At 62.7% G+C, this 22,405-nt stretch carries 20 protein-coding genes; 10 read left to right on the top strand and 10 right to left on the bottom strand.

The annotated features are described in order from the left end of the window. Nucleotides 1-323 precede the first annotated feature (323 nt). Complete coding sequence (locus tag NCS67_RS02250) at nt 324-821, top strand: lysozyme (RefSeq protein ID WP_250433881.1); 498 nt, start codon at nt 324-326, stop codon at nt 819-821. Continuing rightward, nucleotides 818-1,243, top strand: a complete 426-nt coding sequence (locus NCS67_RS02245; RefSeq protein WP_034472982.1) for a lysozyme inhibitor LprI family protein — start codon at nt 818-820, stop codon at nt 1,241-1,243. Before NCS67_RS02250 ends, NCS67_RS02245 begins: the two co-directional genes overlap by 4 nt. A gap of 120 nt (nt 1,244-1,363) precedes the next feature. Here NCS67_RS02245 and fahA read toward each other — a convergent pair whose 3' ends face one another. Then, the gene (fahA, locus tag NCS67_RS02240) at nt 1,364-2,650 is read right to left on the bottom strand and encodes a fumarylacetoacetase (RefSeq protein ID WP_175982827.1); all 1,287 of its coding nucleotides are present in this window, start codon (nt 2,648-2,650) and stop codon (nt 1,364-1,366) included. Further along, entirely contained in the window at nt 2,647-3,984 is a 1,338-nt protein-coding gene (gene hmgA / locus NCS67_RS02235; RefSeq protein ID WP_250433880.1) for a homogentisate 1,2-dioxygenase, read from the bottom strand. The genes fahA and hmgA overlap by 4 nt, the downstream gene beginning before the upstream one ends. 252 nt (nt 3,985-4,236) lie before the next feature. Between hmgA and NCS67_RS02230 the strand changes: the two genes are divergently transcribed. The 4 genes from NCS67_RS02230 to NCS67_RS02215 all read left to right on the top strand — a co-directional run bounded on the left by NCS67_RS02230 (nt 4,237) and on the right by NCS67_RS02215 (nt 10,869). Continuing rightward, nucleotides 4,237-5,061, top strand: a complete 825-nt coding sequence (locus NCS67_RS02230; protein ID WP_008351242.1) for an EAL domain-containing protein — start codon at nt 4,237-4,239, stop codon at nt 5,059-5,061. A 1,038-nt stretch (nt 5,062-6,099) separates the two neighbouring features. Next, nucleotides 6,100-7,479, top strand: a complete 1,380-nt coding sequence (gene dalD / locus NCS67_RS02225) for a D-arabinitol 4-dehydrogenase (RefSeq protein ID WP_244807727.1) — start codon at nt 6,100-6,102, stop codon at nt 7,477-7,479. Nucleotides 7,480-7,678: 199 nt separating this feature from the next. Continuing rightward, on the top strand, nt 7,679-9,160 hold the full coding sequence (gene xylB / locus NCS67_RS02220) for a xylulokinase (RefSeq protein ID WP_034474392.1): 1,482 nt from the start codon (nt 7,679-7,681) through the stop codon (nt 9,158-9,160). A 761-nt stretch (nt 9,161-9,921) separates the two neighbouring features. Further along, nucleotides 9,922-10,869 (top strand): sugar-binding transcriptional regulator, encoded by a 948-nt coding sequence (locus NCS67_RS02215; protein ID WP_008351245.1) that lies wholly within the window; start codon nt 9,922-9,924, stop codon nt 10,867-10,869. A 4-nt stretch (nt 10,870-10,873) separates the two neighbouring features. Here NCS67_RS02215 and NCS67_RS02210 read toward each other — a convergent pair whose 3' ends face one another. Together NCS67_RS02210 and NCS67_RS02205 are read right to left on the bottom strand one after the other, a co-directional pair. Continuing rightward, nucleotides 10,874-11,725, bottom strand: a complete 852-nt coding sequence (locus tag NCS67_RS02210; protein WP_250433873.1) for an MOSC domain-containing protein — start codon at nt 11,723-11,725, stop codon at nt 10,874-10,876. An 85-nt stretch (nt 11,726-11,810) separates the two neighbouring features. Then, nucleotides 11,811-12,677: a glycosyltransferase family protein gene (locus NCS67_RS02205; RefSeq protein WP_250433864.1), complete on the bottom strand. Its 867-nt coding sequence runs from the start codon at nt 12,675-12,677 to the stop codon at nt 11,811-11,813. Nucleotides 12,678-12,947: 270 nt separating this feature from the next. Here NCS67_RS02205 and NCS67_RS02200 point away from each other — a divergent pair, with 270 nt between their 5' ends. Beyond that, entirely contained in the window at nt 12,948-13,622 is a 675-nt protein-coding gene (locus NCS67_RS02200) for a glycosyltransferase family 2 protein (RefSeq protein WP_284504030.1), read from the top strand. A gap of 51 nt (nt 13,623-13,673) precedes the next feature. Here NCS67_RS02200 and NCS67_RS02195 read toward each other — a convergent pair whose 3' ends face one another. The 6 genes from NCS67_RS02195 to NCS67_RS02170 form a co-directional block, all read right to left on the bottom strand. Further along, on the bottom strand, nt 13,674-14,810 hold the full coding sequence (locus NCS67_RS02195) for an ABC transporter ATP-binding protein (RefSeq protein ID WP_008351252.1): 1,137 nt from the start codon (nt 14,808-14,810) through the stop codon (nt 13,674-13,676). A gap of 46 nt (nt 14,811-14,856) precedes the next feature. Next, the gene (locus tag NCS67_RS02190; protein WP_250433860.1) at nt 14,857-15,570 is read right to left on the bottom strand and encodes an HAD family hydrolase; all 714 of its coding nucleotides are present in this window, start codon (nt 15,568-15,570) and stop codon (nt 14,857-14,859) included. A gap of 10 nt (nt 15,571-15,580) precedes the next feature. Continuing rightward, nucleotides 15,581-16,432, bottom strand: a complete 852-nt coding sequence (locus tag NCS67_RS02185) for a carbohydrate ABC transporter permease (protein WP_008351255.1) — start codon at nt 16,430-16,432, stop codon at nt 15,581-15,583. Continuing rightward, nucleotides 16,429-17,367 carry a carbohydrate ABC transporter permease gene (locus tag NCS67_RS02180; protein ID WP_008351256.1) on the bottom strand — a complete coding sequence of 313 codons (939 nt, stop codon included), beginning with the start codon at nt 17,365-17,367 and terminating at the stop codon, nt 16,429-16,431. Before NCS67_RS02180 ends, NCS67_RS02185 begins: the two co-directional genes overlap by 4 nt. 63 nt (nt 17,368-17,430) lie before the next feature. Then, nucleotides 17,431-18,798 carry an ABC transporter substrate-binding protein gene (locus tag NCS67_RS02175; protein WP_008351257.1) on the bottom strand — a complete coding sequence of 456 codons (1,368 nt, stop codon included), beginning with the start codon at nt 18,796-18,798 and terminating at the stop codon, nt 17,431-17,433. A gap of 233 nt (nt 18,799-19,031) precedes the next feature. Beyond that, complete coding sequence (locus NCS67_RS02170) at nt 19,032-19,805, bottom strand: L-iditol 2-dehydrogenase (protein ID WP_034474387.1); 774 nt, start codon at nt 19,803-19,805, stop codon at nt 19,032-19,034. A 333-nt stretch (nt 19,806-20,138) separates the two neighbouring features. Here NCS67_RS02170 and NCS67_RS02165 point away from each other — a divergent pair, with 333 nt between their 5' ends. Genes NCS67_RS02165 through NCS67_RS02155 form a run of 3 tightly spaced genes read left to right on the top strand, consistent with a single transcriptional unit; the run spans nt 20,139 to nt 22,397 of the window. Next, complete coding sequence (locus NCS67_RS02165) at nt 20,139-20,597, top strand: Fur family transcriptional regulator (protein WP_008351259.1); 459 nt, start codon at nt 20,139-20,141, stop codon at nt 20,595-20,597. Between the two features lie 40 nt (nt 20,598-20,637). After that, nucleotides 20,638-21,519 carry a metal ABC transporter solute-binding protein gene (locus NCS67_RS02160; RefSeq protein ID WP_250433858.1) on the top strand — a complete coding sequence of 294 codons (882 nt, stop codon included), beginning with the start codon at nt 20,638-20,640 and terminating at the stop codon, nt 21,517-21,519. Then, nucleotides 21,516-22,397: a metal ABC transporter ATP-binding protein gene (locus NCS67_RS02155; RefSeq protein WP_008351261.1), complete on the top strand. Its 882-nt coding sequence runs from the start codon at nt 21,516-21,518 to the stop codon at nt 22,395-22,397. Before NCS67_RS02160 ends, NCS67_RS02155 begins: the two co-directional genes overlap by 4 nt. Nucleotides 22,398-22,405: the final 8 nt, after the last annotated feature.

The following is a 22,405-nucleotide window of genomic DNA, read 5'->3' as shown; positions in this document are numbered from 1 at the left end:
CCCGCGCATTCGCCGAAGCCCACGCGATATCCCTCGCCCTGGCACCATCCGCGCAGGGTGATTTCATCGCCGTCCTGTAGAAACGCGCGCTCGCCGCCCTCTTCCAGCTTCACGGCAATAGATTGCGTTATTCGACTGAAAGCGAGCGACCATTCAAGCAACCCGAAGAAGCCGCGTCGCAGAATTCTACGAAGATTTACAGATCGCCTCGCCGTTATTCGACGCAATTCGTTACCTTCTTTTTTTGACGACTTGAGCCGCTTGTCGCACGAAGCGGATCGACTGACGCGACGGACCACGAACAGCGCTACGAGAGGGCGGCGATGGCAAACGAAAATATGCAGCTGAGCGAGGCAGGCCGGGCCGAGCTGCGGACGCGGGAACACGCGGTCATGGCCTATTACAACGATCAAGCGAACAACTGCACCTTCGGCGTGGGCACGCTCGCACACACAGGGCTATGCACGGCCGAAGAACTGCGCCGCCCGGTTACGCCAGCTCAGGTCAATGCGCAGCTGGCTACGGGAGTCGGCCGAGCAGAAGCCCAGGTACGTAGAACCGTCACACAGCGAGAATTGACGCAGGCGCAATTCGATGAGCTTGTGGGCTACACCTACAATGTCGGCAATGCCGGTGCATTCGACGCACTGCGCTCGGCGAACCAGAACGATGATGCGGGCGTCGTGTCGCACATGAATCATCGCGTCTATATCCATCCGCGCGACGCTCGTGGGCGTCGACTTTCCGCTGTGCGGTCGAATGGTCTCGTAAACCGGCGTCGGCTGGAGACCGCCCCGTTCCAGCGACGGAGCGCACCGTGAGAAAACATTGCTTCTGGTTACTCTTGATGATGTCGGCCGCCGCGCGTGCCGATCAGACGCCGGCCGACGAGATCGCGGCCCGCAGCGGTCTGCCGGCCAGTGAAGTCGGCGCACTGCTAAACAATTGCGATTCAAGTCAGACCAGCATGAATTTCTGCGCGTGGCGCGACCAGATCGTCGCCGAGCGCGACCTGCAGCAGGTCGTGGAGAAGCAGATCGGCGAACATCCTGAGCGCAAGGCCGCACTCGAAGCGAAAATCGCGAATTGGAGAAAGGCCCGCGATGAATCGTGCGAAAAGTCAGCGCGCAGGGAATGGGGCAACGGGTCGATGCGGCCAGCGGCGCTTGCGATCTGCGCGACCGCGGCGACGAAGAAGATGACGAAGAAGCTATCCGCAAGCACGGGCGGTGCACCCTCTTAAGTGCGGCACGCGTTGCCGATTCATAGCCGAGTGCTCGAGCAACTCACACTCACGCTGCTCGATGTAATCCGTGTATTGCGTGAAGCGGCCCAATCGGGCCGCTCCGTCCTTCGTAATCGATCACCCGCGCGCCGGCAAAATCCGCCCCGCGCATTCGCCGAAGCCCACGCGATATCCCTCGCCCTGGCACCATCCGCGCAGGGTGATTTCATCGCCGTCCTGTAGAAACGCGCGCTCGCCGCCCTCTTCCAGCTTCACGGGCCGCTGGCCGTTCCAGGTGCTTTCGAGCAGGCTGCCGCACGAATCCGGCGTCGGCCCGCTTATCGTGCCCGATCCCATCAGATCGCCGACGCGCGTATTGCATCCGCCAACCGTGTGATGCGCGAGCTGCTGCGCCATCGACCAGTACATCAGCTTGAAGTTGGTGCGTGAAATGGTCGTCGGCGTGTGCGCGCCTTCCGGACGCAGCGTGACTTCCAGTTCGATATCGAACGCGTGATCGCCTTCGTGACGCAGATACGCGAGCGGTTGCGGATCCTGCGCGGGCGTCGCGGTGCGAAACGGTTCGAGCGCATCGAGCGTGACGATCCACGGCGAGATCGTCGTCGCGAAGCCCTTCGAGTTGAACGGGCCGAGCGGCACGTACTCCCATTGCTGGATATCGCGCGCGCTCCAGTCGTTGAGCAGCACCATGCCGAAGATATGCGCCTCCGCGTCCTCACACGCGATCGGCTCGCCGAGCGCATTGCCGCGCCCGATGATGAAGCCCGTCTCCAGTTCGATATCGAGCTTGCGGCACGCGCTGAAGATCGGGCGCTCTTCGTTCGGCAGCTTGATCTGACCGTTCGGGCGGCGCACGGGCGTGCCGCTCACGACCACCGACGACGCGCGCCCGTTATAGCCGACCGGCAATTCCGACCAGTTCGGCAGAAGCGCGTTCTTCGGATCGCGGAACATCGAGCCGACGTTCGTCGCGTGCTCCTTCGACGAATAAAAATCCGTGTAGCCAGGAATCTCGACCGGCAGATGCATCGTCGCATCGGAGCGCGGCACGAGCGCGCGGCGGCGCAAGGCTTCGTCGTCGCGCAACGTCGCATTGCCGTGCGCGAGCAACGCGGACAGCGCGATACGCACGCCGCGCCACGTCTCGCGTCCGAGCGCGATGAAGTCGTTCAGGCGCGATGCGTGGAACGTGCCGCGCGCATCGATCAGACGCGCGTCTTCGAGCACGGCGAGATCGGCGATCCAGTCGCCTATCGCGACGCCCGCGCGCGGCTGCGCGTTCACCGCGTCGCTGAATATGCCGAACGGCAGGTTCTGAATCGGGAAGTCGCTCGCGGGATCGTTCGCGGATTCGATCCAGCTCTTCAAAGTGGGCGCGAGTGTGGCCTTCAGCGCGTCGATCATCGTTGCTCCGGGTTGAAGTGTTTCGTGAGACCTTGCCAGCACTCGTAATAATTCGCCTGCAACTGCGCGGTTTCGAGCGCGAACTGAGTCGGCTTGATGAGCGTGCGCGTCTCGAACATGAAGGCCATCGTGGCGTCGACTTTCGCGGGCTTCGACGTATCGCTCTTCGATGCCTTCTCGAACGTTTCCGCATCCGGCCCGTGCCCCGACATGCAGTTGTGCAGGCTCGCGCCGCCGGGCACGAAGCCTTCGGCCTTCGCGTCGTAGACGCCGTGCACGAGTCCCATGAACTCGCTCGCGACATTGCGATGAAACCACGGCGGCCGGAACGTATCTTCCGCGGCGAGCCAGCGCGGCGGGAAGATCACGAAGTCGACGGAATCGACGCCCGGCGTGTCGCTCGGCGATTGAAGCACGAGAAAGATCGACGGATCCGGATGGTCGTAGCTGATCGAGCCGATGGTGTTGAAGTGGCGCAGATCGTACTTGTACGGCGCGTAATTGCCGTGCCACGCGACGACATCGAGCGGCGAATGACCGATGTCCGCACGCCAAAGCACGCCGTTCATCTTCGTGACGAGTTCGAACCTGCCTTCGCGGTCTTCATACGCGGCGTTCGGCGTGAGGAAGTCGCGCGGATTCGCCAGCCCGTTCGAGCCGATCGGACCGAGATCGGGCAATTGCAGCAGCGCGCCGAAGTTTTCGCAGATGTAGCCGCGCGCTTCGCCATCGGGCAGCGTCACCGAAAAGCGCACGCCGCGCGGAATCACCGCGATTTCGTGCGGCTCGATATCGAGCTTGCCGAGTTCCGTGAAGATCGCGAGACGTCCCTGCTGCGGCACGATCAGCAATTCGCCGTCGGCGTTGTAGAAGAAGCGGTCCTGCATCGAGCGGTTCGCGGCGTAGAGATGGATCGCGCAACCGGACATCGATTCCGCGGCGCCGTTGCCGGCCATCGTCACCCAGCCGTCGATGAAATCGGTCGGCGCGGCGGGCATCGGCAGCGGATCCCAGCGCAACTGGTTCGGCGGCGTCGGCGGAACATCGGCGAAATTGGCCACGAGTTTGGCGCGCAGCATGTCGGCGGGAATGCGCGTGAACGGCTTGTGCACGGCCGCCGGACGTATCCGATAGAGCCACGAACGGCGATTGTGCGCGCGCGGCGCGGTGAACGCGGTGCCCGAAAGCTGCTCGGCGTACAGGCCGTAAGCGGCGCGTTGCGGCGAGTTGCGGCCGATCGGCAACGCGCCCGGCAGCGCCTCAGTGGCGAAGTCGTTGGCGAAACCCGATTGATAGTGCTGGTTCGCGTCCGTGTGCGTCTCGAACGTTGGCATGGTCGGAATCCTCGACGAAAAGTGCGACGGTTCAGGCGACGGCGCCGTGCGCGGCATGTCGTCGCTGCGATTTACGGATGGTAAAACCAATTACGATTAGTGAAATTCATCGTATACCCTTAATCGACGGGCCTCGCCGCGCATATCAATATGTGAATTTGGTGCTGGACGCGGCGTTGCGCGCTGATACCATCGACCATTCGAATGAAAATTGCCCGGTACGGCACGCCTCACGAACTCGACGCTCCATCCATGATCGCCCCGTCCTTGCCTGAACTCGTCGCCCGCGCCGCGGAACATCCGTTTCTCGGCGCGCATGTCGTGCTTGGCGAGAACGAGCACGCCGGTCAGGCGATCGCGCATTACCGCGATCTGTGCATTTCGAGCGCCTACGAGCCTATCTTCGATGTCGGCACGCACAGCTTTCCGCAGACTTTGAGCGCATCGCCGGAGAGCGCGGAGCGTTTCGGCGACGAACTCGGCGTGCAGGCGTTGACGCTCATTCAGGGTGATGCGCCGCGCGATCCGTTCGGACAACTGGAAGACGATCGCGAGCTGGTCGTGCTGGACCGGCTGTCGCGCGCGCTGCATGCGTTCAATTTCTTCGGGCCGCATCGGCCGGGGCTTTTGTTTCTGCGCGTGCATGAGCGGCTATTGAAGAGCGTGAAGTATGACCACGGACTGCACTTCTCTTCCGTGCTGATGGAGTTCGGGATGAACCCGTCGCGGGTGGTGATCGAATTGCCTGCGGCGGCGGTCGCGCACAAGACGTTTCTTGGGTATCTCACGAAGAGCTATCAGCATTACGGATTCAAGGTCGCGGGGAATCTGCCGAATGCCGGGCAGATCATGGCAGTGTCGGATATGGCGCGGCTCGATTTCATCAAGATGGATGCGGCGCAGGCTTTACGGGATTCGGTGGTGAAGCATCTCGTGGCGTATGCACATCGGTTGAGGATTCCGCTCATCTTTTCGAATGTCTGCGATGAGGCGCAGTTCAATGCGCTTCAGCAGTTCGATGTGCATTTCGTGCAAGGACCGGTGTTTGATGCGCATCCGAGTTTGCATGCGCGGTGACGTGTTTTTTTCGGGGTCTTGGTTGTCGTTGGATCCCGTTTTCGTGTCGGTCTATTAGCACTGCCCCTGTGCGGGGCGGCACTCACTTTCTTTGCTGCTGCAAAGAAAGTAAGCAAAGAAAGCAGCTTCCGATACGCCCGCGGTCACACGCAATTTGGGTAGTCCTCTCGTCCATCGTGGGCTGCCTAAAGAGTGCCCTCACACACCTAATCGGGCTTGGATCGCGCACGGTCCGTCTCATCGCACCACACGCCAAACGGGTTCAGCACAAAATAGCTCCGGCCCGCTTCGCGGCCGACCGGTCAATCGGGGAGGCAGGCGCTTCGCTCCTAACATCTTTAGCGCACTGCGCGCGCAAACCGATGGTTTCCCTTGCAGACCCGGCGGCAGCGCGTAGCGCTGTGCCGATGCTGTTTCGTGCTGATCCAGTGTCCTTGGAAAACTAGCTCGTCAGACCGTGCGCGATCCAAGCCCCGCTATTGTGATGAGGGCACTCTTTAGGCCAGTGCCACCGGGGACGAGAGTACTACCCAAATTGCGTGTGACCGCGGGCCTGAAAAGCTGCTTTCTTTGCCTACTTTCTTTGCAGCAGCAAAGAAAGTAGGTGCCGCCCCGCACAGGGGCAGTGCAAATAGACCGACGCGAAGACAGGATTTCATGAAGGCGCAGATCCACGCGCTGGGAAATCGGCTCGAACAGCGCCCCCGATCCGAGGGCATCCGGCTCGCTTAGTGCCGAAAGCATCACCGCTAGGGGTTATTCCCGATCTCCCGCTGCCGCATCGCTTGTTGCACTGCAACGCCGCTCGCGAGCGCTCCACCACTCGCCTTCCCAACGCTCAAAGGCGCGCGAATTGCGCCGCATTGCGGCAAACCCCACGCCACCTCGCGCCTTGACTTTCGCCGAACCGAATACGATCATTCGATCATCGAACGAGCAAATGCTCACTCAAACCGCCTTGACCGCCGCCGTCGTGGCGCCAAAGCGACCAGCCGCCCGCGAAGAACGGGCGCGCCGCCATTCAGAGGAAGAGACGACATGACGAACGAAGCCAACGTGATCCTGCACATCGGCGCCGGGTCTTTTCATCGCGCGCATCAGGCGTGGTATCTGCATCGACTGAACGAGTCGGGCGACAAAAGCTGGTCGCTCGCGGTCGGGAATATTCGCGGCGACATGAACGCCGTGCTCGATGCCCTCGCCGCGCAGAACGGCGAATACACGCTCGAAACGGTCACGCCGAAGGGCGAGCGCGAATACGAGACGATCCGCGCGATCAAAAAGGTCGTGCCGTGGTCCGCGGATCTCGCCGAACTCGTCGCCGTGGGCGCGGACCCGAAGACGAAGATCGTGTCGTTCACCGTCACCGAAGGTGGCTATTACCTCGACGAGCACGACAAGCTCGACACCGCGAACCCCGATCTCGCCGCCGACCTCAAGGGCGCAAAAACCACGATCTACGGCGCGCTCGCCGCGATCCTCGATGCGCGCATGAAGAATGGCGCGGGCCAGGTATCGCTGCAGAACTGCGACAACCTGCGCAGCAACGGCGACCGCTTCAAGGCGGGCATGCTCGAATTTCTCGAACGGCGCGGCGAGACCGCGCTGCGCGAGTGGATGATCGCGAACACGTCGTGTCCGAACGCGATGGTCGATCGCATCACGCCGCGCCCGACGCCCGACGTCGCCGAACGCGTGAAGGCCGCGACCGGCTTCGACGACAAAGCGCCCGTGATGGGCGAAAAGTTCATCCAGTGGGTGATCGAAGACAGCTTCATCGCCGGGCGGCCCGCGTGGGAGCAGGTCGGCGCGGAGATGGTCGAATCGGTGCATCCGTATGAGGAGGCGAAAATCCGCATCCTCAATGCGAGCCATAGCTGCATTGCGTGGGCGGGCACGCTCGTCGGGCTGCAATACATTCACGAAGGCACGCAGGACATGGAAATCCGCGCGCTCGCCGACGCCTACGTCACCGACGACGTGATTCCCTGCCTCACGCCGAGCCCGATCGATCTCGAGAAATATCGCGATGTCGTGCTCGACCGCTTCAGCAATCCGTACATCAAGGACACGAACCAGCGCGTCGCGGCGGATGGCTTCTCGAAGCTGCCGGGCTTCATCGCGCCGACGCTCTCGGAATGCTTCGCGCGCAAGGTCGATCCCGATTCGACCGCGATCCTGCCTGCGCTCTTCTTCCGCTTTCTCGAACGCTGGCACGAGGGCAAGCTGCCGTATGCGTATCAGGATGGCGTGATGGATCCGGCGGTGGCGCACGGCTTCTTCACGTCGCCCGATCCGGTCAAGGCCTTCACGAGCGACAAGCTCCTGTGGGGCAGCATGGCGCAGACCGAAGGCCTCGAACGCGTGATGCGCAGCGCGATTGCGAAAGTCGATGCATGGCTCGCCAATCGGCCGTAGGCGGCAAGCGGCCATAAGCGGCCATAAGCCCGCTGTTATCGCCGCGTTAATGGCATCGCGAAACTGCAAGCCGCGCCGCTCGGGTAATGTGCTCATGGCGCGGCGTCGCGCGTGGCGTTAAATTAGCGCCTCCCGCCGATATGGCGTCCCGCCTGGTTTCTGACCAAGTTCGATTCCGGCAACGACAAAGGGTCCGTTCATGTACTTAGGCATCGACCTCGGCACCTCCGAAGTGAAAGTGCTGCTGCTCGCGAGCGACGGCAGCGTCGTCGGCACGGCCGGCACGCCGTTCACCGTTTCGCGTCCGAAGCCGCGCTGGTCGGAGCAGAATCCGCTCGACTGGTGGGAAGGCACGCGCGCCGCGCTCTTCAAGCTGCGCGAGAAATTCCCGGATGAGTTCGCGCAGGTGCGCGGCATCGGTCTGTCCGGTCAGATGCACGGCGCCGTGCTGCTCGATTCGCAGGACAAGGTGCTGCGTCCCGCGATCCTGTGGAACGACATGCGCAGCGACAAGGAATGCGCCGAGCTCTACGAGCGCGCGCCGAACTTGCACGAGATCGCCGGCAATCTGGCGATGCCTGGCTTCACCGCGCCGAAGCTGCTCTGGGTCGCGCACAACGAACCCGATGTCTTCCGTCAGACCGCGTGCGTGCTGTTGCCGAAGGATTATCTGCGGATGCATCTGACGGGCACGAAAGTGTCCGATCCATCCGATGCCGCGGGCACGCTCTGGCTCGATGTCGCGCGCCGCGACTGGTCCGACGAGTTGCTTGCCGCGTGCAGCATGTCGCGCCGGCAGATGCCGTCGCTCGCGGAAGGCAGCGCGCCCTCGGGCACCTTGCGGCCCGAACTCGCGCGCGAATTCGGCTTGCGCGAAGGCGTGATCGTCGCGGCGGGCGGCGGCGACAATGCCGCGAGCGCGGTGGGCATCGGCGCGACCGATCCGGGCGATGGTTTTCTGTCGCTGGGCACATCGGGTGTGCTGTGCGTCATCGGCGATCGCTTTCGGCCGAACCCGGCTTCGGCCGTCCACGCGTTCTGTCACGCGATTCCGGATCGGTGGCATCAGATGAGCGTGGTGCTGTCGGCGGCAAGCTGTTTGCGCTGGGTGTGCAAGCTGACATCGACGGATGAGCCGACGCTGCTCGCGGAAATCGAATCTTTGCCTGTCGATGTTTTGTCGTCTGCGCCGTTGTTTTTGCCGTATCTGAGTGGTGAGCGCACGCCGCACAACGATCCGTATGCGCAGGGCGTGTTCTTCGGCATGACGCACGCGACCGATCGCGCGTTGCTCGGCTATTCGGTGCTCGAAGGCGTGACGCTCTCCTTGACCGATGGCCTCGATGCGCTTCAATCCGCGGGCACGCAGGCGCGCGCGCTATCGATGCTCGGGGGCGGTGCACGTAGCGCGTATTGGGCGCAGATGTTCGCCGATGCCTTCGATACCCCGACGCGCACGCACGGCGGCGGCGAGACCGGCGCGGCGCTCGGCGCGGCACGGCTCGGGTGGCTTGCGGCGGGCGGCGATCCGGCGACGGTGCTCGCGAAGCCCGAGATCAAGCAGGAATTCACGCCGAATTCCGAACGGCATGCGTTGCTGCGGCAGCGGTTGAAGGGGTTTCGGGAGCTGTATCAGCATGTGAGGCCGTTGTTCGATTCGGCGCGGCCGCGGTTGGCTTGATTTTGTATTGGTATTGAGCTTCTATGAAGCGTGTGGGCGGTGCGGGGTTTGGCGCTTTGTTTCTCTTCGCCGGATCCCCGTTTTCATGTCGGTCTATTAGCGTTGCCCCTGTGCGGGGCGGCAGTCACTTTCTTTGCTGCTGCAAAGAAAGTAACCAAAGAAAGCAGCTCGACACGCCCGCGGTCACACGCAATTTGGGTAGTTCTCTCGTCCTCGGTGGCACTCGCCTAAGTGTCGCCCTCAAAGGACCAATCGGGCTTGGATCGCGCACGGTCTGACGAGCTGGTTTTAGATGGCCGCTGGTTCAGCACGAAAGAGCTTCGGCACAGCGCTACGCGCTGCCGTTGGGTATGCAAGGGAAACCAAAGGGCGGCGATTGCAGTGAGATGGAGACGTTAGTAGAGAAGCACGCGCGGACCCGATTGACCGGTCGGCCGCGAAGCGGGCCGGAGCTATTTGGTGCTGAACCAGTTTGGTGTGTGGTGCGATGAGACAGACCGTGCGCGAGCCAAGCCCGATGGGGCCTATGAGGGCACTCTTTAGGCAGCCCACGATGGACGAGAGGACTACCCAAATTGCGTGTGACCGCGGGCGTATCGGGAGCTGCTTTCTTTGGTCACTTTCTTTGCAGCAGCAAAGAAAGTGACTGCCGCCCCGCACAGGGGCAGTGCTAATAGACCGACACGTAATCAGGATTCCACGACAAACACCCTCGCCAGAAAGCGAAAATCAAAAACCAAGAACCGAAAACCAAACCCCCAGTGCCCAAATCCACTGAAAAACTCGATCTCGCAACGCGCGCAGCGTGGCTCTACTACGTCGCCGGCAACACCCAAAACGAGATCGCCGAAAAGCTCCAGATCTCGCGTCCGGTGGCGCAGCGCCTCGTCGCCTTCGCGGTCGAAAAAAACCTGATCCGCGTGCGCGTCGATCACCGCATCGCCGATTGTCTTTCGCTCGCCAAAGCGCTGAGCGACCGCTACGGCCTCGCGATGTGCGAAGTCGTGCCCATCGACGGCGATGCGCCCGAACAGGTCGACCGCAAGCTCGCCGTCGCCGGCGCGCAGGTCATGGAGCGCTATCTGCTCGAAGAAAAGCCGCTCGTCGTGTCGATCGGCAGCGGGCGCACGCTGAAAGCCTGCGTCGCGCAGATCGGACAGATCGACCGGCCGCAGCATCGTTTCGTGTCGATGGTCGGCGCAATCGCGCAGGACGGCTCGTCGAATCGTTACGACGTCGCGCAGCAGCTTTCGGAAAAGACCGGCGGCAAGCACTTCATGCTGCCCGCGCCGCTCATGGCAGATAACGTCGCCGAGCGCGCGCAGTGGGTCAATCACCGGCTGTATCGCATCGTCGGCGAACTCGCGCAGAAGGCGGACGTGGCGTTCGTCGGCATCGGCAACGTGGGCGTGAATTGCCCGCTGCACGAGGACGGCTTCATCACGCGCGCGGAAGTCGATGAAATGATGTCGGCAGGCGCGGTCGCCGAATGGCTCGGCCTGCCGATCGATGCAGACGGCCGCCGCGTGCAATCGAAGACCGGCGCGCGCGCGACGAGCCTCGCGCTCGACTCGCCGCCCAAACGTCCGACCATCGGCTTCGCGGGCGGCGAGCGCAAGCGCGAAGCACTGGTCGCGGCGTTGAAGGGAAAGTGGCTGTCGGGGCTCGTCACCGATGAACTGTGCGCGAAGGCCGCGCTCGAAGCCTGACGGCTCAGAAGTCGATTTCCGCTTCCACTTCCTGTCCGATCTCCAGCGCAACGCCCTCGCCTTCCAGAACGATCGCGTTCTTGCCGAAGGTGAGCGCGCCGTCGAACTGGTCGCTGCCACGGTACGCGCTCATCGTGTCGAGCGGTTCGTGCGGCCATGCCGGGTTCGGCGCGCCCGTCGCCTGATCGATCGACGGAATCGGACAGCGCGTGCAGAGCTTCACGAGCCGCAATTGCGCATTGCCGATCCGCATTTCGCCGACGTAGTCCTCTCCGTAAGCATCGAGTCCGCCGATCACGAGGTTCGGGCGGAAGCGATTCGCCGCGATGCCCGGCGCGCCTTTGGCCGACAGCCGCGCGTTGAGATCGTCGAGCGATGCCTGACCGACGACCAGCAACGGAAACTGATCCGCGAAACGCGTGTGCGTGGATTGCGGCGCGGTCCATTTATCGCTGACATCGCGGCGGGATGCCGGTGCGAATCGCGTGAGCCGCGCGGATACGCCGAGGAACGTGCTGAACCAGTGCGCGGCTTGTTCGCCCGCGTCGAGCGCATCGACGGTGTCGCGCCAGACGGTCGCGCGAATCGGCTTCGCATCGGCGAGCGCTTCGGCGCGCAAGGGCGTGCGCAGGGTCGGCATGCCGGGCGCGTCGATGACGAGATCATCGGCATCGAACGCGGTGCGGACCAGCGCCATGCGCGGATGCGAGCGTTGCGTGAACATGGCGCCGGCGGTGTCGATCACCATCCAGTGGCGGTCGTATTCGAGGCCGGTCTCGAAGAGCGTCGCGCGGCGCAGTGAAATGCCCGCGCAGGACTTGATCGGATAGACGAAGATTTCGTTCAGGACGGGCATGGCGGTATGGGGGTTCGGCGCCGGTCATCGGATGTGGCCGGTCGAAAGCCGAGATTATCGCGCATCGCCCGATACGGGTACGGTTTTACGACGCCCTCATCATCGCTGCGGCAAGTTCCAGCCCTAGCTTGTATTCGGGCGAACGCGGGCCGGCTTCGATGAGCGCATCGATCCTGTTCGTGTCGAGATTGGCATCGCCGGCGAAGAGCAGCCTGCGGATGGCGCCGATCGCCAGGCCGACTGTCTGATCGATGACGGGCGCGTCGAGTGCATCGTACGAAATCGTCGATGCGCTCATGTATTCCGGCGTTGCGAGGAACGGAACGACCAGTTGGCCGGAAAGCCCGTCGAAGTGCAGCCAGTGCCTGAAAAGCATGTCGACCGGCACGGCCTGGTCTTCCGACGCTGAATACAGCGTACGAAGTTTCTGCTTTCCCTTCGGCGTGACAACGTACGCCGCCGCACAAAACGCGTAGGTTGCCCTCGCGTCGAACAAACTGACATTGTCGAAATAGTGACGGCCATCGCCGAGCAATTGCGGATTCGCGCGGCCGTTCATGCGCTTCTCCGCCTCCAGCAGCAGAAGCGACACGCGGTCGAATACGGGTGCGCAATCGAGGAACATCAGGTCGAGGTCGGGATTGTTGCCGACGTGCGCCGCGAGTATGTGATCGTTGATGAGCGTCGGAAAGAGCGGGCTCAGTTCCACGTCGTCTTCCAGCACGACGGTGGCGGTGTCGGCGGAGGAGTTGAGGATTACCCGTTCGTGCGATTGCCGACATGCCCAGACGCAGTTCTTGCCCGCGTTGTCGAACGGTCCTTGCGCGATGCCGTCAACCGCGGGGAAACGCACGATTCGATCCTGATAGCCGATGCTCGCCAGTTGCGTCTCCATCGACTTGCGCCGATCCTGACTCCGATCCAGATTGATGAAATAGCCGTCGAAACGCACTGCTTCTCCTTGTCGCGTCAGGTGCATAAATGTGCACGACATGCTAGCGGCTCGCTGTCGTGATTTGATTAGGAGGAAGCCGAGAGAAGCAAGGTTTTGACGCGGATCATCGATTTGCAGGCAACTCAAATGATTAATCGATGCGCTGGTTCCTTTTGAGCGACATTGGGACGTAAGCTACGCGCCGACTCTATTCCTTCACTATTAGTAATGCCAAAAATATCAATCGTCGTTCCAACCTATAACACCTAATCGCATATCGTCGAAACGTTGAAATCGTTGCTCAACCAGGACGCCGACTTCGAAATCCTCGTTCTCGACGACGCCAGCACCGACGACACGCTCTCACTCGTTCGAAGCCTGAACGACGAGCGCATCCGCATCTTCCCGCTCGAGCACAATCAGGGCCGCCCTGCCAACGCCAATCGCGGTTTCGATCTGTGCCGGGGCGAATACATCGCGCGCATCGATCACGACGATCTGGCCGAACCGGGGCGTCTCCGAAAACAGGCAGATTTTCTCGATGCGAATCCGGATGTGACCGTGGTCGGCTCTCAGATCAGGCTCTTTGGCGACGAAGAATCCATAACCGACTTTCCGCTCGACGATGCGACCATCAAAGGCCGCTTTCTTCTCGGAGCGGCTTATCTAGCCAATCCGAGCACCATGTTCCGGCGCGCGTTCATTCAGAAACACGCTATCCGCTACGACCCGAATCTCGATATCGTCGATGCCCTGATCAAGCTGCACCGATCCGTAGGCGTTGCCATCTCCGATATCGATATGACTTGGGGCGCAAGCCGCGTCGAGCTCGAATGCCGGTTGCTGGGAATGCTCGACGAAGTCGTAAAGGCCCGCGAGCAAGTCTATCCGCGCAGTCCGGAGCACATTGCGCTTTGCACCGAAGCCCTTTGGGAAGGTGTCAGGTCGAATAACGCGGCATAAAACGAAAAAGCGCGGTCCCGACGAACCGCGCCCGCAACACCCGAGGAACGCTCAAGCGGCCGTCGCGTGCTCCCGCAGCCACGAATCGACCACCTTGCGCGTAAACGCCTGCCCTTCCGCGTTGAACAGATGACAATGCTCAGGCGACGCGCCGAGCTTCAGCTTCTCGCCACGCGCGTGCTTCTCCAGCGGCGGAATGCGCGAGATCAATCCATCCGGCGCGACTTCGGTTTCCGCGTACAGATACGCCGCATCGCCGAGCGTCTCGACGGTCATCGCCGTCGCGGAGAGACCGTAATCGCCCGCTTCCGGCGAATTCGGCTGCAGATGCTCCGGACGAACGCCGACCGTCACCGCATCGCCCGGCTTCGCATTGCCCGGCAGCACGCCGACGAGTTGCGTCTCGCCCGTCGCGTACTTCACGAGGACGCCGTCGTTCTGCACCGCGGCGACGGTGCCCGACAAAAAGTTCATCTTCGGCGAGCCGATGAAGCCCGCCACGAACCGGTTCGCCGGCGCGTGATAAAGCGTGTTCGGCGTGCCGACCTGCTCGATGTTCCCCGCCGACAGCACCACGATCTTGTCCGCGAGCGTCATCGCTTCGACCTGATCGTGCGTCACGTAGATCATCGTCGTCTTGAGATCGTCGTGCAGGCGCGCGAATTCCAGGCGCATCTTCACGCGCAGCGCGGCGTCGAGGTTCGAGAGCGGCTCGTCGAAGAGGAACACCTTCGGCTTGCGCGTGATCGCGCGCCCGATCGCGACGCGCTGACGCTGGCCGCCCGAAAGCTGCTTGGGCTTTCGATCGAGCAGATGATCGATGTGCAGAATCTTCGCGGCGTTCTTCACGGCGGCGTCGATCGCGGGCTTCTTCTCGCCCGCGAGCTTGAGGCCGAACGCCATGTTGTCGTACAGCGTCATGTGCGGATAAAGCGCGTACGACTGGAACACCATCGCGATGCCGCGCTTCGCGGGCGCGAGCTCATTCACGCGCGCATTGTCGATCATCAGGTCGCCGCCGCTGATGTCTTCGAGGCCGGCGATCATCCGCATCAACGTCGACTTGCCGCAGCCCGACGGGCCCACGAACACGACGAACTCGCCGTCGTTGATATCGAGGTTGATGTTGCGCATCACCTCGGTTTCTTCATAACGCTTGCTGATGTTGCGCAGTGTCAGGCTAGCCATGGTGTGTGTCTCCAGTCTTCATTGGCGATGCGATGAAACGCCATCGCTATCTGAGTTCGAACGTCGCGTTCTGCAGCCATTGCTCGACGAGCGCAGGCAGTCGCGTCATGTCGTCGAATACCGCCTGCGCGCCCGCTTTTTCGAGCGCGCCGATCTGCCCTTCGGTCGCGTGTCCGCCGCCGATGAAGCCGAGCACCGGCATGCCCGCCGCGCGCGCCGCCGTCACGCCGGTCACGCTGTCTTCGACGACGAGGCAGCGCAGCGGATCGATGCGCATCGCGCGCGCCGCCGCGAGATACACGTCCGGCGCGGGCTTCGGATTCGCGACCATGTCCGCGCAGAAACGCCGCTCGCCGAAAAAGCGCAGCAGACCCGTGCGCTGCAGCACGGCATCGACATACGCCGAGAAGCTGTTGCTCGCGCACGCCTTCGTGAAGGGCACGGCCGCGAGCGCCTCGGCGATGCCCGGCACGGTCGGCGCCTGCATCGCCGCGGCTTCGACGGCCCGCCGGATGGCGACGACCTGATCGTGCGTCAGCGTCCGGTTCACCGTATCGGCGGCGCTGGCGAGCACGGCCTCGATGCGCAGGCCGAGCAGCGGCATCACGACCGGCTCGACATCGACGCCCGGCCACAGCGCCTGCAACTCGGCGACGAGCACGCGCGCCGCCACCGTTTCGCTGTCGATCAGCACGCCGTCGCAATCGCAGATCAGCAGGCGATCTTCGAGATTGGCGTCTCGGGATGGAGTGAGATTCACGAGTGCGTCCTCACTTCACCGCGCCAAACGTAAGGCCGCGCACCAGTTGCTTCTGCGAGACCCAGCCGACGATCAGAATCGGCGCGACCGCGAGCAACGAAGCCGCCGAGAGCTTGGCCCAGAACAAGCCTTCCGGACTCGAATACGACGCGATGAACACCGTCAGCGGCGCCGCGTTCGAGCTCGACAGGTTGATGCTCCAGAACGCCTCGTTCCACGACAGGATGATGAGCAAGAGCCCCGTCGATGCGAGACCGGGCAACGCCATCGGCATCAGCAGATAGACGATTTCCTGCCACGTCGTCGCGCCGTCGATGCGGCCCGCTTCCAGAATGTCCTTCGGCACTTCGTTGAAGTACGTGTAGGCCATCCATACGGCGATCGGCAGATTGATGAGCGTGTACACGATCACGAGGCCGGACACGGTATCGAGCAGGCCCGTGTTCTTCCACAGCAGATAGATCGGCACGAGCACGCCGACCGACGGCATCATCTTCGTCGACAGCATCCACAGCAGCACCGACTGCGTCTTCTTGGTCGGAAAGAAGGCCATCGCGTAGGCGCACGGCACGGCGAGGATCAGGCAGAGCACCGTGACGCCGACCGAGATCAGCACCGAATTCCACGCGAAACCGAAGTAATTGCTGCGCGCGAACACTTCGCGGAAGCTCTCCAGCGTCGGCGTGAAGAACAGCGACGAGGAATACGCCTGCTGCTCGGTCTTGAACGCGGTGATCGTCATCCAGAAGATCGGGAAGAACAGCAGGATCGACACGATCCACGCGACGATGCCAGGCACGATGTTCTTCGCATGGCCGAGCGCGGAAGTCCGCGGCGGAACATTGACCGATTGCGTGCTCATGACTCGTACTCCCCTTTGAGGTTCTTCGCGAGCATTCTCACGAGGAAGAACGCGACGATATTGGCGAGAATCACCGCGAGAATGCCGCCCGCCGATGCAAGGCCGACGTCGAACTGCTGCAGGCCGAGCGCGTAGATCAGGTACGACAGATTCGTCGTCGCGGTGCCGGGACCGCCGCCCGTCGTCGTATAGATTTCCGCGAAAATCGACAGCAGGAAGATGGTTTCCATCATCACGACCACGGCCACCGCGCGCTTCAAATGCGGCAGCGTGATGAAGAAGAACATCGCGAACGGACCCGCGCCGTCGATGCGCGCCGCTTCCTTCTGCTCCTGATCGAGCGACTGGATCGCCGTGAAGAGAATCAGGAAGGCGAACGGCAGCCACTGCCACGCGACGATCACGATGACCGCGAAAAGCGGATAGTCGGCGAACCAGTCGATCGGTTGCATGCCCATCGAGCGCATCAGGCTCGCGATCAGGCCGTACACCGGATGCAGGATCATGTTCTTCCAGATGAGCGCGGAGACCGTCGGCATCACGAAGAACGGCGCGATCACGAGCAGACGCGCGATGCCCTGTCCGAAGAACTTGCGATCGAACAGCACGGCAAGCAGCACGCCGCCTACGACCGTGATGACGAGCACCGACACGATCAGCGTCAGCGTATGTCCGATGGACGGCCCGAACGCGGGGTCGGTGACGAGAAACTCGAAGTTGTCGAAGCCCGCGAAACCTTTGACATCGGGATTCAGCAGGTTGTAGCGCGAAAACGAGAACCAGATCGTCATCGCGAGCGGAATGGCCATCCACAGGAAGAGCAGTCCGGTCGACGGCGAGATCAGCCATCGCACCGACTTCGCGCGGCGCTTGTCGCGTTCGGCGGCGGACTCCTCCAGATGATGATCGGTGATGGGGGGATTCAGTTGACTCATCGTGTCACCTCTCGATGATGCTTCCCGGGCCGCATCAGGCGACGCGGCCCGTTACCACAGGAATTACTTCTGATAGCCCGCTTGCTTCACGGCGCGATCCGCCGCGGCATTCGCGGCCTTCAACGCCTGATCGACGCTCGTCTGTCCGGCGACGACGCCCGCGATCGACTGGCCGACCACCGTGCCGAACGACTGGAACTCCGGAATGCCGACGAACTGGATGCCGCTATACGGCACCTTGTGCAGCGTCGCATCGTTCGGATCGGCGGTTTCGATCGCCTTCAGCACGAAGTCGCCGAAGGGCGCGGCCTGCTTGTACTCGGGGCGCGCGTAGGTCGACTTGCGCGTGCCCGGCGGCACCGATGCCCAGCCTTCGTCCTTGCCGACCATCTCGATGTATTCCTTCGACGTCGCCCACGCGGCGAACTTCTTCGCGGCTTCCTGCTGCTTCGACGTCTTCGGGATCGCGAGCGACCACGACCACAGCCAGTGCGAGCCCTTCGGCGTGACGGCGACGGGCGCGGCCGCGAAGCCGATCTTGTCCGACACCTGCGATTGCGACTTGTTGTAGAGCATGCCTGCCGCGACCGTCGCATCGATCCACATCGCGCACTTGCCGGACGACATCAGCGTGAGGTTCTCGTTGAAGCCGTTCGAGCTCGCTCCCGGCGGGCCGTCGTTCTTCAGCAGATCGGCGTAGAAGCCGACTGCCTTCTTCCATTCGGGCGTGTCGAGCTGCGCCTGCCACTTCTCGTTGAACCACTCGCCGCCGAACGTGTTCACGACCGTCGACACGTACGCCATGTTCTCGCCCCAGCCCGCCTTGCCGCGCAGGCAGATGCCGTACTGGCCTTTGGACTTGTCGGTGAGCTTGTCGGCGAACTGCTTGATCTGGTCGTAGGTCGGCTGATCGGGCATCTTCAGTCCCGCGGCCTGGAACAGATCCTTGCGGTAGTACGTCATCGAACTTTCGACGTAGAACGGCAGCGCATACAGCACGCCGCCCGACGAGAGGCCGTCACGCGCGGTCTTCACGACATCGTCGAGATCGTAGTTGGCGGGCAGGCCGGTCATCGGCGAGAGCCAGCCGCGCTTGCCCCACTGCGGTGCTTCGTACGTGCCGATGGTGATGACGTCGAACTGGCCGCTGTTGGTCGTGATGTCGGTCGTGGCGCGCTGGCGCAGCACGTTCTCTTCGAGAATCACCCATTTCAGCTGGATGTCCGGATTGGCCTTTTCGAACGCCGGCGCGAGCTTCTTCAGCTCGATCATGTCCGGATTGTTCAGCGTCGCGATGGTGATGGTCGTCGCGGCATGCCCCGACAGCGGCACGAGCGCGGCCGCTGCAAGCGCGGCGGACAGCGCCGCGGTCGCGAACGGAGCGCGACGCGCGCGCGGTTGTGCTCGAACGATGCGTTGAGTGCGTTTCATTGAGTTCGTCTCCTTTTTGTTGGCACGGGCGCCGTGATGGTCTCGCTGCATGACGCAAGCGCCGTGGATGCCGCTGCCTGCTTTTTGAGGGTGCGCGATCGTGGATCGCGTGGTTGCCGGGGTTATCCTTGTTGCCGCCCTTGCCTTCGCCGACTTGGCGCCATCGACTCGACGCCGTTTCACTATAGACGGTGCTTCCCGCGCTTCAAGCTGCGTGGCGCGCGTGCGGCGCGTCAGCTCATCCAGTTGCCGCCGTCGACATTGAGCGTCTGCGCGGTGATGTAATCTGAATCCGATGACGCCAGAAAGAGCGCCGCGCCCGTCAGATCGTCGGGCACGCCCATGCGTCCAAGCGGCACTTCTTCGCCGACGAGCCGTTTCTTCTCGCCGAGCGGACGATTCTCGTAACGCGCGAAGAGCGCGTCGACTTCCTTCCACATCGGTGTGTCGACGACGCCCGGCGCGATGCCGTTCACGTTGATGCGCTCTTTCGCGAGCGCGAGCGCCGCCGATTGCGTATAGCTGATGACCGCCGCCTTGGTCGCGCAGTAATGCGACACGAGCGCTTCGCCGCGCCGCCCGGCCTGCGATGACATATTGATGATCTTGCCGCCGCGCCCCTGCTCGACCATGCGCTGCGCGACCGCCTGCATCAGAAAGAACATCCCTTTGACGTTGACCGCGAAGAGGCGGTCATAGACGTCCCAGGATTCGTCGAGGATCGGGCGCATGTCGAAAAGCGCCGCGTTGTTGAAGAGAATGTCGATGCCGCCGAAACGTTCGACGGTGCGCGTCACGATGCGTGCGATGTCGTCGCGCTGCGTGACGTCGGCCTTCAGCGCGAGCACGCGGTCGGCCACGTCCGCGAAGCGCTGGGCCATGTCGTCTTCGTTCTTCACATCCACGACGACGACGTTCGCGCCTTCTTCCAGATAGCGCCGCGCAACTGCTTCGCCGATGCCGCTCGCGGCGCCCGTGATGATCGCGACCTTGTCTCTCAATCTCACCGATGTCTCCGATAGTTTTTTGTCCCTCGCGGCGAGCGAACGCTCCGCGAATGAACAATTGCTCTCTGTTTGATCGAATGATCGGCGCTGCGCGTGATCGTGTCAAGGTGTCAACACAGCTTTCGATGCTGCGGCGCGCAAACATCGCAAAACCTCGGGAAAACCCCGTCCGGCAAGCGCGCGAGAGCAAAAGGCGTACCGCGGCCGCCGAAAATAAAGCGTGCGCGAATGTGCAACGGAACGTGATACGTTATATCATCGCCCAAACGTCCGACGAGCGGCCCTCGCTCGCGCTTCAACCTTTTGCAGCCACCTCTGCGTGGCCGATATCACATGACCGCATCCGTCGAAAACATGCTGGCGCGCGCCGAAGCGCTCGCTATCGAGCGCGGCGTCGCGCTGACGCCGCTGCGCCGTCAAGTCTACGAACTCGTGCTGAAGGCGCACAAGCCGATCGGCGCCTATGACCTCATCGACGCGATGGAGCCGCAACGCGGCGCGCGCGTGCCGCCGACCACGGTGTATCGCGCGCTGGAGTTTCTCGTCGATAACGGCTTCGTGCATCGCATCGAATCGAAGAACGCGTTCATCGCGTGTTGCGATGCCGGCAAGCCTCACGAGAGCCAGTTCCTCATCTGCGACGAATGCGGCGCGACGCTCGAAATTCAGGGCCGCGAACTCGCATCGTCGCTGTCGGCGAGCCCGCCCGCGCACGGCTTTCAGGTGCATCACCAGGTCGTGGAGTTGAGCGGGCTGTGCGCCGATTGCCAGCGAAAACATCGCGATGTCTGAATCGCCGCGTCTCAAGAACATCTCACTTGCAAGGAAATCGATGAAACTCGCGCACGTCCTGACCTGCTTCGCCCTCGCGCTCGGCTTTTGCAGCGCGGCATCGGCACAGACCGCGCGCGTGCCGGTCGTCGCGGCGGAGAACTTTTACGGCGACGTCATTCGCCAGCTCGGCGGCGATCACGTGCAGGTGACGAGCATCCTCAACAATCCGGACGAAGACCCGCATCTCTTCGAAGCCAGTCCCAAGACCGCGCGCGCGTTGCAGCACGCGGCGCTCGTCGTCTATAACGGCGCGGATTACGATCCGTGGATGGACAAGCTGCTCGCGGCATCCAAGAGCAATGGCAAGCGCACGGCGATCGTCGCGGCGAAGCTCGTCGGCAAGAAGGGCGGCGACAATCCGCACCTCTGGTACGACCCGGCGACGATGCCCGTCGTCGCGAAGGCGGTGAGCGCGTATCTCGCGAGCGCGGACCCGTCGCACAAGAGCGATTACGACGCGCGCCTCGCAGCGTTCCTCGATTCGATGAAACCGATCGACGCGACCGTCGCGCAGATGAAGTCGCATTACAAGGGCGTGCCCGTGACGGCGACCGAGCCGGTGTTCGGCTACATGGCCGATGCGATCGGCTTCGAGATGCGCAACCAGCGCTTCCAGCTCGCGTCGATGAACGAGACCGAGCCGGGTCCCGCCGACATCGCCGCGTTCGAGAAGGATCTGCGCGAGCGTCGCGTGCACGTGCTCATCTACAACAGCCAGGCGACGGGCGCGCTGACGAAGCGTCTGCTCGACATCGCGAAGGACGCGCATGTGCCGAGCATCAGCGTGACGGAGACTTTGCCCGCGAAGAAGACGTATCAGCAATGGATGCAGTCGCAGCTCGACTCGCTAGCGGGCGCCTTGCAAGGATGGCAGCGATGAATGCGACGATGCAGCCCGCGCTCGAAGTCGATCGCGTGACGCTCGCGCTCGGCGGGCGCGAGATTCTCAACGACGCGAGTTTCACGGTGAAGAACGGCGAGTTCATCGGCGTGCTCGGGCCGAACGGCGCGGGCAAGACCACGCTGATGCGCGCCCTGCTCGGACTCGTGCCTGTGAAGAGCGGGACGATTCGCGTGAATGGCGAAGCGGTCGTGCGCGGCAATCCGTCGATCGGCTATATGCCGCAGATACGCACGGGTCTCGCGAACCGGCGCGTGCTCGGCCGCGATTTCGTCGCGATGGCCGCGGATGGTCATCACTGGGGACTGCCGCATCGCAATGCCCGCATCCGTGCGGATGTCGAGCGCGTGCTGGAGCTCGTCGGCGCGCATCAGCTTGCTTCGCGTCCGTTGTCGGAGTTGTCGGGCGGCGAGCGCCAGCGTCTTTTGCTCGCGCAGTGTCTGCTCGGCAATCCGCGTCTGTTGCTGCTCGACGAGCCGCTGATCAGCCTCGATCCGCGGCATCAGACGGGGGTCGTCGAACTCGTGCGGCGCGTGCAGCGCGAGTTGAACATCACCGTGCTGTTCTCGGCGCACGAACTCAATCCGCTGCTCAATTCGCTCGACCGCGTGCTTTATCTCGGCAGCGGGCGCGCGGCGCTCGGAACTGTCGATGAAGTCATTTCGAAGCCGGTGCTCTCGCGTCTGTACGGCTCGCCCATCGACGTGATGCGCGTGAACGGCCGCATCTTCGTGATGTCGGGCGATGTCGAAATCGACAAGCTCGATCACGCGCACGAGGAAGGCGGAGAGCACGAGCATGAACACGATCACGGCCATGAGCACGATCACGGCCACAGCCACAGTCACGTCAAATAGAAAGCGCA

It is taken from the genome of Caballeronia sp. ATUFL_F2_KS9A, assembly GCF_023630765.1.
Taxonomy (GTDB): Bacteria; Pseudomonadota; Gammaproteobacteria; order Burkholderiales; family Burkholderiaceae; genus Caballeronia; species Caballeronia zhejiangensis.
Note: the sequence above shows the minus strand (reverse complement) of the source record. Positions and strands in the feature narration are given on the sequence as shown.